Genomic DNA, 14,966 nt, shown 5'->3' with positions numbered 1-14,966 from the left:
ATGCCGGAACTGCCGGAAATGGAAAATTACCGGACCTTGCTGTCCGAGGAAATACTTGATCTACTGATTACAGGTGTTGTAATTAACCGCGATAAAACGATAAATACGGAGCCTGATCTGTTTATCAATGAACTTACAGGTAATCGCATCATATTTGTTGAGCGCCGAGCGAAGCATCTGATTTTCCACTTGGCTAATGGTAAACGCCTGGTGCTGCACCTCATGTTGGGCGGTATGATTTTCTGGGGCACGGAACAAGAACGTCCTGATCGTTCCACGCAAGTGGAAATTCAGTTTGGCGATCACATTTTATTCTTCATTGGACTGCGCTTGGGTTATCTACATCTGCTTACTTCGAAAGAAACCGAAGAGGCGATGTCCGATCTTGGACCTGAACCCTTGGATCGACGGATGAATGTGGAACGTTTTGCTTCTCTTTTGAAAGGTCGGCGGGGTACGCTCAAGACAACATTGGTAAACCAGCATATCATTGCAGGGATTGGCAACTGTTATTCGGATGAGATTGCTTTTGCTGCTGGTCTGAGACCAAGCTCCAAAACGCAGAACATCGCGACTTCACCAGAGTTGACGGAGCGTTTGTTCCATTCGATGCAGTCCGTGTTGCGCGAAGCAGCTTCTGAGGGCGGTTATATGGAAATGCCGCTGATGCAAGGGGATATGAAGACAGGAAGTTTTGACGAGCAATGTCGTGTATACGATCGGGAAGGCGAGACTTGTCCGCGCTGCGGGGGAACAATTGAACGAGTGGAAATTACGGGCAAGAAGGCATTCTTCTGTCCGAAATGCCAGCATGAAGCCTAAAACCGGAATCGGGGCACATGTCAGCACCAGAGGCGGATTTCTTCAGGCTGCCAAGAGAGCGTATGAGATGGGGGCAACGGCGTTTCAGTATTTTCCGAAGAACCCGCGTAGTCTTGGTCTGAAAAGTCTGGATCTCAAGGATGCTGAGCAGTGCAGGGATTGGTGTGAACAGCAGGGACTTGCTTCGATTGCACATTCACCCTATCCCACGAATCCGGCGTTGGGCATGACCCGTGGAGAGGCGGGGTTTCATGCTACAATAGCTTCTATTCGCAATGATCTTGAAATTTCGAATGCTTGCGGTTCTGTTGGGACGGTGGTCCATTTTGGACATATCAAAACAAACAATCCGCTGGAGGGTTATCAGAACCTCATTCATTGTCTGGATACCGCCTTGGAGAATTGGAATGGACATTCAAAGGTACTGATTGAGAATCAGGCAGGTGATCATGGCCCGATGGGCACGACAATGGAAGAGATGATACAGATTCGCAAATTGAGCCGATATCCGGAGCATATTGCATTTTGTTTTGACACATGCCATGCTTTTGCTTCAGGTTTGTGGTCGTCAGGCAACGAAGCGGCGATGCTCGATAAGGGCAGGATGCTCGGATATTGGGATAATGTTGCTGCTGTACATTTTAATGATTCCAAATATGCGTCTGGTTCCTGTAAGGATAGACATGCGAGGATCGGACAGGGATATATCGGAAATGAATCAATGAAAGCATTGTTAAATGCGCCTGAGTTCCAAAAAGCGGTTGTTGTGCTCGAGACAGAAACGGGCGAAGATGGAACGCACCGTGATGATATAGCGCTCATGCGTTCCTGGTTATAATGGGGAGAGGAGCGATTGTATGCATGTTTTTTTGGATGACTATCGGGCATGTCCGAAAGGATTTGTTCTGGCAACGAATGCAGAAGAGTGCCTGATGCTGCTAAGAGAAGGTGACGTGGACATTTTGTCTCTGGATTATGAGCTTGGTCCGGATTCGCCTAATGGTGGTGAGGTCGCGGCATCCATTGTACGAGAAGGTTTATTTCCGCGTGAGATCTATTTGCATACGTCCAGTATGTTTGGGAAACGCCAGATGTACGAGATGTTATATAGCAATAAACCGGATTCGGTAACCATTCATAATGGGCCAATGACGGGTGAGGTCATGCTGCGTGTTGCCGCGGGAGAAGAAAGTTAATGAAGCCAATTACATCCAAAATGTTAATGCGCAGTGTATGGGAAGGCATGCCACAGGCTGTATTTATATATACCCCTTTATGTGGGACATGTGCGGCAGCCCGCCGTATGTTAGAGGTAGTAGAGCATATGCTGCCAGAAGGTATTTTATTGGAAATGAACATTCATGACATTCCTGAACTTGTACAACAATTTCAAATTTCAAGCGTTCCAGCAGTGATGCTGTTTGATGGCCAGTTAGATGTTCCAAAAATGGTTTATCGGATGAGCTCTGTGGAGCATTTGCTCTCGGAGATCCGGAAGGTGGTGCTGAAATGAGTATAATTTCGATGGAACATGTCTCACTTAGACGAGAAGAGAATCAAATCTTGGATAACGTGCATTTGCGCATTGAACAAGACGAACATTGGGTTATTCTTGGTCGAAATGGTTCTGGCAAAACAACGTTGTTGGAAATGATGAACGGATATATGTTTCCAAGCCAGGGACGTATTGAAGTACTCGGTAATTTGTATGGACAATGTGACGTCAGGGAAGTACGTAAGGAAATCGGTTATATCAGCCAAACGTTGATTGAGAAACTCACACCCAGAGATCCGGTATGGGAGGTCGTCGCTACAGGAGCTTATGCTTTTTTGCGTTTTTATCAGACAATTCCGGATGAAGTAAAAGCAAAGGCAATGAGTTTGCTGGATGACATGGGTTTTGCCAACCTGGCTAACAACCCGCTTGGAACGTTATCCCAAGGGGAGCGCAAAAAAGTCATGCTCGCTCGTTCATTAATGGCCGAGCCAAAATTGCTGATTATGGACGAGCCTTGTGCCGGCCTAGATTTATATGAACGTGAGAAAATGCTGGCTGAAATTGATCGTCTGCGCCAGCGTAACATTACAGTTGTGTATGTAACACATCATGTTGAAGAGATCGTACCTTTATTTACACATGTGGCCTTGATCCGCGATGGACGTATTGCGGCAGCTGGCCCCAAACATGAAGTTTTGACACAAGATACAATTAAGCATACGTACGATGTTCCGGTCGATATCCAGTGGGATAATGCTCGTCCGTGGATACGCGTACGTTCTGGAGGGTAACACAATTTGAGTACACAATCGTCTTGGGAAGAAGGCAACTTCTCCCGTTTTATCTGCACAGCCAATCATGGCTTTGCCCCTTATGCTCAGGAAGAGTTGCGCCGTACGTTTGGTGCGGTGAAGAGCACGGTACTCGTACCAGGAGAAATATTGCTTGCGGGTCTGCCTGTAGCTGAGGAAGAAGTTGCAGATAAGCTGTGGGCAGAGTATCCAACGTTTTTACGTCATATTCAACCTGTTCAGTTTCAGGAGAATACTGAAGATTCGGAGCAGTCTATTGAGAAATTGATTGCATTTGTGTTGAATCATAAGGAACTGACCGGTACTCCTGTCGTGCTGCAGGTACGGAAGACAGAAGGGGCCTTTTGGCAAGAAAATGCAGCCTCATTGAAGCAACTGCTAACTGAAAAGCTGGATGAGTTAGGCTGTGAATGGGTTGTACGTGATGCTGAATATGTCATTTCTATATTTGCAACGAATGATATGTTGTATGCTGGCATATCCAGACCTGAACAGAACTTGTCAGACTGGAGCGGGGGAGCCGTACGTTTTCAAAAAGAAGATGGGCAGATCTCGCGGGCCAAATTCAAATTGCTTGAAGCCGAGCAAACGTTTGGCATTGACTTTACTTCATTTCATAAAGCACTTGATATCGGGGCAGCACCAGGTGGATGGACCTCCTTCCTGCTTGAACGTGGGCTTGAAGTAACGGCGGTAGATCCGGCGAAGATGGATGCAACGCTGCTGGCATCACCAAAACTGACTTTCTTGAAGAAAAATGCAGGGGATGTACGCTTCCGCGAAGGAGAATTCGATCTGCTCGTATGTGATATGAGTTGGAGTCCGAAGCTGATGAGCCGACTTGTATCGGATCTTCTATATAGCCTTCAGCCTGGGGGAACAGCAATTGTTACCGTGAAATTATTGCATAAAAAACCGCTCGCACTCATTAAAGATGTGATTGATACGTTTGAGCGTTCGCGGATGCAGATTCAACGGTCCAAGCAGTTGTTCCATAACCGGGAAGAGATTACACTTTATATGGTCAAATATTAAGAGATCTAGCTTTGATTAAAGTAGCTAAAGGCATTATGAAATTGATTCGATTAAGCTCATTTTATTTTGTGCTTTACAATCTATTCCTGCCTGTACTATAATGATACCAATATTAACCATAACAAACCTGAGGGAAAGCATCCCGAAGTGAACAAAACCGGATATCCGGTCTGTTCTTCTTCGGTGAAGCTTTCCCTTTTTTGTTGTGTATTGAAGGAGGAATTGGTATGAGACATCCGGCCAGGCTGGAACGCGGAAGCCTGCTGGGAGGTAGATATCGTATCGTATCCATTCTGGGAGCAGGCGGAATGAGCCATGTATACGAGGCGGAAGATCTGAAGTTGCCGGGCAAGATATGGGCAATTAAAGAAAGCGTAACGATTATGCCATATGAAGGCAGTATGGAGACGGAAGCCGCTCTTCTGACATCACTTCGTCATCCAAGATTGCCGCAAATTGTTGATTTTTTTGTCCCGGATGAAGACGGGTACACATACTTGGTGATGGAATACATCGACGGGTTAACGCTCAGTGAGTATTTCAAGCAGTGTCGTGGGAAGATCCCGATGGAGCAGTTGACGGAGCTTGTACTTCAATTGCTGGATGTGTTGAGTTATTTGCATAATCTGAATCCACCTGTGATCTATAGGGATCTGAAACCATCAAACATTATGATCACGCCGGAACATGAAGTAAGATTAATTGATTTTGGCATCGCCAGAAGTTACAAACCGCAAAGTGCTGAAGATACCGTTAAGTTGGGAACCGCTGGTTTCGCCGCTCCAGAACAATATGGCTTGGGTCAGACCGATGCGCGTTCAGATCTTTATGGACTCGGAGCATTGCTGCTGTATCTTATGACAAGTGGTGCGTATACGGAATGGATTCAGGGTGTGGAAAGCTCTATCCGGAGTGATGTTCCGCGGACATACATCCCTGTGGCGAGAAGACTGTTAAGGTATAATGCCGAAGAGCGATTCCAATCTGCCGATGAGGTAAGGAAGGAACTGCTCCGAATACCCGGCGGAACAATGCCCGGTGGAGATACAACGATGACCTTGAATGGGGGAACAAGAGTTATTGCCCTGACTGGTGCTTCATCTGGTGTAGGGGTTACCCACACGGCTATAGCTATCAGTCATTATCTCGAAAGGCAAAACTTCAAAGTAGCTGTGATTGAAATGTCACCTCGCTCTCAATCCTTTGCAAGGATTCAACAAATCGCTCAAGCGGGTAAACCGGTGCCAGCAGGCAGACAGTTTGCAGTGGATGGTGTGCATTATTGGAAACAATCCGGGCGAGCGGATATTTTGTCTTTGCTTGGGGGGAGTTATCAGTTCATCGTGATGGATCTCGGTAGTGGTCAGGACCAGAACCGGCTGGAAGAATTCCTGCGTGCAGATCTGCCTATTGTTATAGGCTCAGGTGCCGAATGGAGACAGGCGGAGATTGGCGCTTTTGTTCGATCACATCATCGGTATCCAAGAGAGAAATGGATCTACTGTCTGCCCCTGGCAGCAAGTGAAGCTGTTCAGCGCATTCGTAAAGCTCTGGATACATCGAGTGTATATGGTCTGCCGTTACATATTGATCCTTTTGACAAGGACGCACAGATGGATAAAGTGTTTTCACATATTTTAATGCATATGATGGCACAGCAGCCCAAGAAACGTTCATTCTTTTCAAGAAGGAAAGTACATGATTAGAAGATTACGAAAGGAGAGCCTCTTTTGTCTAAATTAAGAAAACAAAGCCGTCAACTGATCTATGCCGGACTTATCGGAGCAGGAGCTGTAGGGTTGGTGTTCGGAGGATATGTTATTTACAATGTCAAAACGATGGGGGAGGTCAGGTCAGCTGTAGAAGCCCGTTATTTATCGGCATATGAGGAAAAGGAAGCTGAATTAAAGCAACAATGGGATTCGGGAGCACAAGGATGGGTTACGATTCGGGATATTGAAGCAGGTGAACCGATATTACCGGAGGATCTGAAGCTCATTGCTGTTCCGGATGCACAAGCACCGCGAAACCTCTGGTCCAGTACCAAGCAGATGGAAGGCCAAGTGGCCAAAATAGAGTTAAAAAAAGGAACAGCCATTACCACCGAGATGGTGTATGAGGATGTACCGGCTCCGCCTGATTTAAGAAATCGAGAGTTGCAAGTTGTATTACTGCCGTCCTCACTTGTTAAGGGAGATATTATTGATGTTCGTATCCAATTCCCTACGGGACAAGACTATGTTCTCTTATCGAAGAAGAAAGTGGAACGACTCAATGCAGCTACCTTATGGATTACGATGACGGAGGAAGAGATTCTGTCACTCTCAAGTGCAATTGTAGATGCCTATTTACATAAAGCTTCAATCTATGCCTTAACCTATGTAGAACCACAGTTTCAGACACCTGCAATCGCGACGTATCCTGCCAATTCAGAAGTGTTAAAACTGCTGGAGAGTGATCCGAATATTGTTCGACGAGCCGAACAGGAATTATCCAGACAGGTGCGAAGTTCGCTTGAAAGTTCACTGGCCGCTTCCATGACAGCACCATCAAAAGGGGTTGAACAGGATGTGGCACAATCCTCAGTTACATATAACAGTCGTCCATCAGCCAATAATCCGGCAACGTCGGATGGAGTGATGTGGAATGATGGTTCAGGAAACGGAGCAGGAGCTAATTCTGGAAGCGTAAATGATCCTGCTGATGCTTTACAAACAGAACAGCAGAGCTTGCTAACGGGTGGAGAATAGAGCGAACTCCGAGGTTCTCTTTAAAATAATTCAGATAACAAGGAGTTTTAGAAAAAGAAAGGAGTTGTAACATCTATGCATACATGGATCTTTGCGGGTTTATGTGAGAAGAATGATCTGATGCTGTATCTTTGCAAGATACTGGCTTCTACAGGCAACAAGGTCTTGCTCGTAGATGGAACCTTACAGCAGAAGTATGGGTACGGTGTAGGTGACAGTCAGCAGTCTTTGCGAATTACGGAATTTGAAGGATTTGATATCGCTTGTCATTTTGTTACTTCAGCAGCTGTAGAGAATCATCTTGAAGTAAATGGAGAGCGATTGGATAGTTATGACTATGTGTTATATGACATGGAGACCTCACATTTTGCTTCACGTAATCTCTGGCTAACCGCTGATGTAAGAGTCTGGGTGAGTGATTATGAGCGTTACAATCTGGAACGTGGCAAGGGCTGGTTGAAGCGGTTGCTTGAAGAACAGTCATTACCTGGTGAGCTGTCATTTCAGCGGCTCTTAATTAACGGGGTTGACTGCAAGCTTGAAGCTCGTTATCTATGGGCGTATCTGGAAGGCAGTCCATTTGTGTGGACAGGAGAATCCTTAGTGCTTCCGTGGGATGAGTTAACAGCTGCGGTTAAGCTTGAGAATGAGCATCATCGCCGAGTTCATCTTGGACCTCTGTCACGAAATTACAAAAAATCGTTGTGTCGCGTGGTCGAGCAGTTAACAGGTTGGGAAAGTGTTCGCAGTCGCCGTGCGATGAAAGAAGCAGAGAGGATGAGAGCATGAGCACCATTACCTTTTGGAGCCCTTTTGCAGGAACAGGTTGCACTTCAAGCACATTAATTAGTGCTTATGCGATGGCACTTCACTACAGGACAAGAGTGTTACTTGTTAATGCAGGCTTTGCAGGAACTGGTACAGAAGCTGCTCTACCATCCAAAGATACGGATTCAGCAGATTTTATGTTCTCCTTTGAAGAGGGCGGCTGGGATGCGATTGAACGGCTGCATTCGAGTGGCAGTCTGAATAAGCATAATCTCAGGGATTATACCAAGCCACTTCTGAAGGAAAGACTTGATTTCCTAACCGGAAGAATTGATGAGATGGAACGTTCCCCGCAGGAACATGGTGAGACAGTGAAAAAGCTGCTAAATGTAGCTAACGAGTATTATGATCTGGTTCTTCTGGATGCAGATCATGCTGGTGTTGATTCACAGCTCAAGCTGCAACAGGCGGACTATGTTGTAATTAATCTCGATCAAAATATGCGAAATCTGGAGTTGTTCTTTGAAGAGATCCTACCAGAACGAATGAACAATAAGAATATACATGTCGTCATTAACAAATACGATTTGCATTCCCGTGCAACGCTTTCCAATATTAAGCGACAGTTCAGATATAAAGGCACGATATCTGCGATACCGTACACAACCGGATACCTGGATGCAATGAATCGGCGAGATGTCGCTAGATACTTGCAGTTGGAAAGTTTGACTGAGGATAAGGATATTCGTAAAGGGAGTTTTGCTGCAAGCATGAGCGAACTCGCTCGCCTGATTATGGACGGTGCAGGTATGCGCACAGTTCTGAAGAGGCTGGAAAGGGGAGCCTGAACCTCCGATGCTCTGGAATACCATATGGATAAGTTTGATTTTGATTCTGTGCCTGACTTATATCTGGTTCAAGTATAGAACGTTTCTTCGTGAAAAGAATGCTCGTGTGCCTGAACAGGAATCATTCACGATTGACATGTTGATTGAGAAGGTGAAGAACTCACTTCATGAGCTTAGTCATAGTCAGCTCGCGGATGCGGGTCTCCATGAAGAAGAATATCGTCGAAGAATTAATCAGCGTGCCGAGATGAGAAAAGCACTGAAGGGCTGTGTCTCAGGCAGTATCAGCGACAAAACGTATGTCAAAAATCTGATAGGGGATCTCCTGACCCGAAGCATAGGGCTGAACAAATCAAATGTGGATGAAGTTATTTTGTTTGCAGAACCAGATTTGCTGACGATCCAGGACCGATTCGAAATTGTATTTTATCTGTACCGACAGCAATTCGGTGTGGATGCACTCTCCCGAATGATTGATACCTACGATCTTGGCAGACTGAGAATGGAGGAAGGTACGGACGATGGAGGAAGTTATTATATCTCTGAGGAGGATATTCAGTATGTGTTCGAGTGCGAATATCGAGAGCTTGGATTCAGAGAAAAGACGGATATCATCGTTCAACGTATCTACCAACATTATAAAGGATTCTCGGTTGTTGATGAGATAAGGGACCAACGTATTGACGGTGTTAGTGGTGGTGTCAGCGGTATGCTTGATGCTGTTCATAATATGGGACTTCGAAAACCGGCATCATGGAATGATTTGCTGGATCAAGGACTGGAGGATAATGCACATGAAGAACCACTTAGCGGCATGGAAAGTGTCTGGATTTTCTATAAAGGTAAGTCCATTCATCTATCCTTTCTGTCCTTCGGCAGTATTCGTGAACTGAAAAGGGTATGCCAGAATATATACAAATACAATTACCCCGGACAGTTGTCGGAAGCAAGTGGATACAAGGTGAACGAGATGAAAGACGGCTCCCGTGTCGTTGTTGTTAGACCTCCTTTTGCAGAATCATGGGCGTTCTTCGTGCGGAAGTTCGATATTCCGAATGCTGCACTTGAACAATTGATTACGGGTAACAACGCAGATCTGCCAATTACATTGCTTCAATACCTGATGAAAGGAAGCCGGATCACAGCTGTAACCGGGGCGCAGGGTTCTGGTAAAACAACGTTGCTTATGGCTATGGTCAAACACATCTATGCATCGTACACCCTTCGGGTGCAGGAGATGGCGTTTGAACTTCAATTAAGACGGATCTATAGTCGGCGTAATATTTTGAGTTTCCGAGAGACTGAACACATTTCAGGTCAACAAGGGCTTGATTTGCAGAAAAAAACGGATGGTACCGTCAATATTCTCGGTGAGGTGGCGAGTGATGAGGTGGCCGCATGGATGATTCAAATGTCTCAAGTTGCCAGTCTGTTCACCCTGTTTACCCACCATGCCAAAACGTTTCGTGATCTGGTCTTCTCCCTCCGTAATTCCTTGCTCAAGACAGGTATGTTCCAGCATGAGCATATTGCTGAGGAGCAGGTTGTGAGTGTCATCAATTTCGATGTTCATATGAAGAAAGATGCTGAGGGACGAAGATATATCGAACGAATTACGGAGTGTCTTCCTCGTGCGAATCAAGGTGATAGCGTGGAAGAGAGGGCAGGTTTTACATTTCATAATGTTGTGGAGTACAGAGATGGAGCGTATGTTGCAACAGCTCCAATCTCTTCTGGAAGCATGGTGGATATGCGAGAACAAATGACATTACAGGATGCTGAGAAGTTCGAACAGTTTATGAAGCAACACTGGGGTGATCAGCATGACAATTAAATGGATTTTGCTCCTCGTATTAAGTATTTGTGCAGGGGGTTTGCTGATTACACTTCTGGTTTTAAGTATGTTACGTCACAGAGGAGGTGGTTCAACAAGTCAATCCGGCGTGATTTTTGTTCCTAGCGGGAAGGGATTCAAAGGACTGGGATCAATCTTGTTGCAGTCCTACCGTCTTGGAATGAAAGTGCCATTGCTATCAGCTTATATTCTACAGGTGCAGAAACGTATTTCATTCCGCCATGTTGGGGATGAGCCCTCACTTCGCAGGCTGACGATGACAGTGGTTCTAATTATTCTTGGAGGTTATGGCGGCATAAGTGTCATTCTGTTTCTTCTGCAGCCGGGTATCGCTTTTGTAATACTGTCCGTGCTCTGTGCTGTGGTACTAAACAGCCTGGTATTGGATATGTGCCTTAGTCGTATGGAGAAAAGGTTGCTGGTGCAGATGTTGGATCTCTTTGCAGATGTAAGGCATCGGTATCATCAGCATGGCATGGTTGAGGAAGCGCTCTATGAAGCCGCTGAAGCAGGTACAGGAGAAGCAGCAGAACAAGTAAGACTGATCTACGAAGCTCTGACTTCTCCAGATCCAAATGAAGCACTTGAGCGTTATTATGAAGTGGCTCCCAACCGTTTTCTCAAAGGATTCGCAGGCGTTTCCTATATGGTCATGGAGTTCGGGGATAAGGACAGAGCACAAGGGTCTATCTATCTCAAGGGACTTGGTAATCTGACTCAGGAGATTCATCTGGAGATTTTGCGGCGTGATAAATTGGATTACCTGCTCAAAGGACTTAATATCATCGCGCTCGCTCCGGTATTATTCACCGCTCCGATCGAACGCTGGGCTAGAGTCAGTTTCCCAACGATGGATGAATTTTATCGCAGCAAAATCGGCTTTGTTACCAAAATATCGATCTATGTGATCATCATCCTTGCTTATTTGCTTCTGCAAAGACTCCAGCAATACGATGAGACCCGTTATCGGTCAGGGCATAAGCATTCATGGTTGGATCAGTTTCTGTACAAGCAAATCTTCATACGGAAATTGGCGATGTTGTTTGCGGCGAAACCTGGCAGTACACAGTACAGTCAAACGATACGGCTCATGAGGGAGAGCAGTTCAGAGTTGAAATACGAATGGCTTGCCATTCGACGAGTGTTGTTATTCGCAGGTTGTTTGGTCCTTACAATGGGTTGCATCTTGCTGTTGCACCAGGTTGAACGTAACCACATCTTGTATGATCCAATCCGCGATGATCGAATGTTTGGTGCAATGGCTGAAGCGGATCTCAGGAAAGCTGAGGAAAAAACAGCGTTGGATCAATCCGTGCTGGAAAGTGTAGAAATGAACCGAGGAGCTACATACGAAGAAGTCTCCAAAGCGTTACAGCAGTTATCTCCAGTTCAGTTAGACCATGATACCCAGAATGAGACCATCACGCGCATTATGCAGAAACTTGAGGTATATAACAAACAATATGTACGCTGGTGGGAAATGATTATAGCCATTCTCATGGGTGCAGCGGGGTACTACATGCCCGTATGGCTCATGTTATTTCAGCGGAAAATGCGAAGGTTGGATATGCGACATGAAATCTATCAATTCCAGACAGTGATTTCCATTTTACGTGAGATGGACCGGATGTCAGTCGAGGAGATATTGGAGTGGCTAAATCGATTTGCCGTCATTTTCAAGCGCCCGCTGCAAAAATGTTTGTTGCATTTTGAACATGGACCAGAGCTTGCACTTGAACAATTAAAGGAAGAGGCGGGCTTGCCCGAGTTCCAGCGACTGGTTGATAAATTACAGCTTGCCCTTGGCAAAATCTCAATACGTGAAGCCTTCGATGATCTCGAGAGCATGATGGCATTTTATTTTGAACAACGCAAGCAGGAATACAGCAAAATGATAGATGTCAAAGCATCATGGGGCAGAACCATCGGATTTACACCTATGTACGCCCTTATCTTTTTGTATCTGGTTATTCCATTAGTCGGTATGAGCTTCTTACAGATGAGCATTTATTATGAGCAAATTCAGAAACTGTAGCACAATTCATCTGTGTGACAGTCTGAAATAGTTTAATAACTTATAACTTGGGAGGATTTATCATGAACAATGCATCAAGCGCTTTAAAGGTGGCAGCAGGGATATTCTTAACAATCGCTTTGATCACAATTGTAGTTCTGTTGTTTATTTCGGCTCAGGAGGCAACCAAGACGGCCCAGAACAATTTTGCTGATATCCAAACCGAGTTGTCCCAGGCTGCATTTACGGTATATGACGGAACAACCATCAGTGGATCACAGGTAACGAATGCGCTGCGTAAATATGCGGACAAGGATCAGTTCGGTATTCAAGTTATTACAGGTAAAAATAAAGCGGGTCAATGGTACGGCAATCAATTAAACATTTCACAGGATCTCAATAATGCGGACTACGGCTCGGTTATTGCACCCGACGATAAAGTGGGGATTATTAACCAGACCATGAGTGAAAAAGAAAATCAATATGTCAATCCAAGTGGTAAATTCAAAGCCATTATCGTAAAAGACCGTTCGAACGTGGTAAGAGGGCTGATCTTCCAGCAATCCTGACAGGAGTTGGTTTAACATGTCCCGGAATACACAGCATCTCATGTTGTTTTGTACGGCGGTTGTCCTGTTTGTGACAGCCTGCCTGTACGGGCAACAGAATGTTAAGATTTTATCAGCGGCCTTGAACGACAGAGTACAGACAACAGCAGGCATGGAAGGTCGGCTGACAACAACACTGCATACCACCAATCCGTATCAGTATAGTGGTGCGGAAGTGTTGCATACCGTGAGACAGATGACAGGCACAGGCATTACTGTGGAGGTAGATGGAACTTCGTATGTGATCGATCCACTTGTCAGCAAAACAGCGACGATTCCTGTCCAGCTCGATGCCACCTACAGACCAGAGTTTATAAGAAATGAAACTGGAGAACTGCTCAAGATTGTTTTTTGGAAGGAGGCGAGTGTGAATTGATTAATGCCGCATCCAAGCTGCTTGCCGTATTGCTCGCAGTCCTTCTGCTCTATGTGTACCCAGCTGCTGAAACAGCCGATCGGCAGGATGATATAACACGTATGACGGCTGTTCAGAATGTAACACGTTTTGTTGATGCTGTCCGAACAAAAGGGTATATTTCACCTCGAATGTTGGCTGAGTTTGAGGGGCAACTGGCCCAGACGGGCAATGTGTATGAGGTGTCGATGGAACATTTACATAAGAAATATGTACCTCACTATATAGACCCGATGGACAATAACAGTTTTAACGGGACCTATGAAGTAGTGCAGGATGGATATTATTCGGCTCAGATTCGAGAAAGACTATTCCCATCCTCAGGTGTGATACCGGTTGATGATCCTGGCCGAAGATATACGTTGACGACAGGGGATTTTTTCACCGTGACACTCCAAAATACAAATCGTACACCTTCCATGCTCATTCGTGAATGGTTGAGTGGTACGGCTCAGGCTTCAGCAGTATTTGTAACATACGGAGGTATGGTCCTCAATGAAGATTACTGAGCTATCCATTGTATTTGTGCTGATCTTTTTCCCGCTCTTCTGGATCATCTCACTCCATACCCAAGATGCCGAGGAGGCTCAATATCTTGGCCAACGATACAGATCTGTACTTCAAACTGCAGTCATGGATGCAGGTGCAGTGATGCATCAGAATGAGAAACAAAATGATGAAGCAGGTTATGATTCAACCAAGTTTGTTAAAGCCGATAAGGAACTTGCCTTGTTGACATTTACGCAGACGATGGCTTTGAATATGGGGATTCAGGATGATCCCGCAGCTATTCGGAACATGTTTAATTACATTCCTGCCGTACTTATTCTGGATTATGACGGCTTTTATATGTTGTCCACAGAAACAGAGTTGACAGGTAACCTTGAAGATTCTTTCAAGCGAGTATGGAGTCCCAAGAAACCTTATACATATTCAGATTCTAATGGTAACAGTATTAACTTTACACTGGACGACTACGTATATGCCTACGACGCAAATGCAGGGAAATGGATTGAGGGATTCCAAAAAGAACTCGCTGCTAGCTCTCAGATTCCTTTACTTCAGAATACCAGCGTATTTGAGCAAGTTAGACAAAGCCGGATTGTGACTACTGTGCAGGATGATCTGGCTGATGTGATTAACCGCCATAATGAGTTTGCCAGAAAGAACGGTATTTCCTATACGTTTACGATGCCCCTGATTGCGCAGGAAGATTGGTACAACTCCATTAACGATACAGGGATTATGGCCTTTATCCAAGGTATAGGTGTGGGTGACCAAAAGATCAACAATTATGCGATCGGTGGAGGCAGACTTGTGAAGAAAACGGCCATCGTAGGTGGGGTAGATCCTTTAACGGGTATCAAGTACTACTATCCCTCCACATGTGGTAATGGTTACCGTGCTGAAGAGGTGTTTACAGACGCAAGACAAGCAGCTGCACAAGGCTATTTCGAATATAAATGCTCTAATCGTTAGGGTAGCCTGTATGATAAAATCATGTAAGAGGTTCCTGAACTGTTTACATTACTTTCAGAAAA

General features: G+C 45.3%; 16 protein-coding genes. All 16 read left to right on the top strand.

What is annotated here, in order from left to right; genetic code table 11:
- The 16 genes from MHH25_RS17805 (at position 1) to MHH25_RS17730 (ending at position 14,904) form a co-directional block, all read left to right on the top strand.
- On the top strand, positions 1 to 822 hold the full coding sequence (locus MHH25_RS17805; protein ID WP_340017690.1) for a DNA-formamidopyrimidine glycosylase family protein: 822 nt from the start codon (positions 1 to 3) through the stop codon (positions 820 to 822).
- Positions 812 to 1,660 carry a deoxyribonuclease IV gene (locus tag MHH25_RS17800; protein ID WP_340020522.1) on the top strand — a complete coding sequence of 283 codons (849 nt, stop codon included), beginning with the start codon at positions 812 to 814 and terminating at the stop codon, positions 1,658 to 1,660. Before MHH25_RS17805 ends, MHH25_RS17800 begins: the two co-directional genes overlap by 11 nt.
- A 19-nt stretch (positions 1,661 to 1,679) precedes the next feature.
- The gene (locus MHH25_RS17795; RefSeq protein WP_017688046.1) at positions 1,680 to 2,018 is read left to right on the top strand and encodes a cyclic-phosphate processing receiver domain-containing protein; all 339 of its coding nucleotides are present in this window, start codon (positions 1,680 to 1,682) and stop codon (positions 2,016 to 2,018) included.
- On the top strand, positions 2,018 to 2,335 hold the full coding sequence (locus MHH25_RS17790; protein ID WP_340017689.1) for a thioredoxin family protein: 318 nt from the start codon (positions 2,018 to 2,020) through the stop codon (positions 2,333 to 2,335). The genes MHH25_RS17795 and MHH25_RS17790 overlap by 1 nt, the downstream gene beginning before the upstream one ends.
- A 2-nt stretch (positions 2,336 to 2,337) precedes the next feature.
- On the top strand, positions 2,338 to 3,111 hold the full coding sequence (locus tag MHH25_RS17785; protein ID WP_340020521.1) for an ATP-binding cassette domain-containing protein: 774 nt from the start codon (positions 2,338 to 2,340) through the stop codon (positions 3,109 to 3,111).
- Between the two features lie 6 nt (positions 3,112 to 3,117).
- Entirely contained in the window at positions 3,118 to 4,167 is a 1,050-nt protein-coding gene (locus MHH25_RS17780) for an SAM-dependent methyltransferase (protein WP_340017688.1), read from the top strand.
- Between the two features lie 227 nt (positions 4,168 to 4,394).
- The gene (locus MHH25_RS17775; RefSeq protein ID WP_100527379.1) at positions 4,395 to 5,873 is read left to right on the top strand and encodes a serine/threonine protein kinase; all 1,479 of its coding nucleotides are present in this window, start codon (positions 4,395 to 4,397) and stop codon (positions 5,871 to 5,873) included.
- A 24-nt stretch (positions 5,874 to 5,897) separates the two neighbouring features.
- Positions 5,898 to 6,917: an SAF domain-containing protein gene (locus MHH25_RS17770; protein ID WP_100527380.1), complete on the top strand. Its 1,020-nt coding sequence runs from the start codon at positions 5,898 to 5,900 to the stop codon at positions 6,915 to 6,917.
- 75 nt (positions 6,918 to 6,992) lie between these two features.
- Positions 6,993 to 7,706, top strand: coding sequence for a hypothetical protein (locus MHH25_RS17765; protein WP_017688052.1), 714 nt, complete (start codon positions 6,993 to 6,995; stop codon positions 7,704 to 7,706).
- Positions 7,703 to 8,533, top strand: coding sequence for a hypothetical protein (locus tag MHH25_RS17760; protein WP_340017687.1), 831 nt, complete (start codon positions 7,703 to 7,705; stop codon positions 8,531 to 8,533). Before MHH25_RS17765 ends, MHH25_RS17760 begins: the two co-directional genes overlap by 4 nt.
- Before the next feature lie 7 nt (positions 8,534 to 8,540).
- On the top strand, positions 8,541 to 10,367 hold the full coding sequence (locus MHH25_RS17755) for an ATPase, T2SS/T4P/T4SS family (RefSeq protein WP_340017686.1): 1,827 nt from the start codon (positions 8,541 to 8,543) through the stop codon (positions 10,365 to 10,367).
- A complete protein-coding gene (locus MHH25_RS17750; protein WP_100527383.1) occupies positions 10,357 to 12,423 on the top strand; it encodes a hypothetical protein in 2,067 nt (688 codons plus the stop codon). The genes MHH25_RS17755 and MHH25_RS17750 overlap by 11 nt, the downstream gene beginning before the upstream one ends.
- 62 nt (positions 12,424 to 12,485) lie before the next feature.
- Positions 12,486 to 12,971, top strand: coding sequence for a hypothetical protein (locus MHH25_RS17745; RefSeq protein ID WP_036673846.1), 486 nt, complete (start codon positions 12,486 to 12,488; stop codon positions 12,969 to 12,971).
- A 16-nt stretch (positions 12,972 to 12,987) separates the two neighbouring features.
- The gene (locus MHH25_RS17740; RefSeq protein WP_047843388.1) at positions 12,988 to 13,386 is read left to right on the top strand and encodes a hypothetical protein; all 399 of its coding nucleotides are present in this window, start codon (positions 12,988 to 12,990) and stop codon (positions 13,384 to 13,386) included.
- Positions 13,383 to 13,934: a hypothetical protein gene (locus MHH25_RS17735; protein ID WP_340017685.1), complete on the top strand. Its 552-nt coding sequence runs from the start codon at positions 13,383 to 13,385 to the stop codon at positions 13,932 to 13,934. Before MHH25_RS17740 ends, MHH25_RS17735 begins: the two co-directional genes overlap by 4 nt.
- Positions 13,921 to 14,904: a hypothetical protein gene (locus tag MHH25_RS17730; RefSeq protein ID WP_340017684.1), complete on the top strand. Its 984-nt coding sequence runs from the start codon at positions 13,921 to 13,923 to the stop codon at positions 14,902 to 14,904. The genes MHH25_RS17735 and MHH25_RS17730 overlap by 14 nt, the downstream gene beginning before the upstream one ends.
- Positions 14,905 to 14,966: the final 62 nt, after the last annotated feature.

Source organism: Paenibacillus sp. FSL H3-0457, assembly GCF_037981725.1.
Taxonomy (GTDB): domain Bacteria; phylum Bacillota; class Bacilli; order Paenibacillales; family Paenibacillaceae; genus Paenibacillus; species Paenibacillus amylolyticus.
Note: the sequence above shows the minus strand (reverse complement) of the source record. Positions and strands in the feature narration are given on the sequence as shown.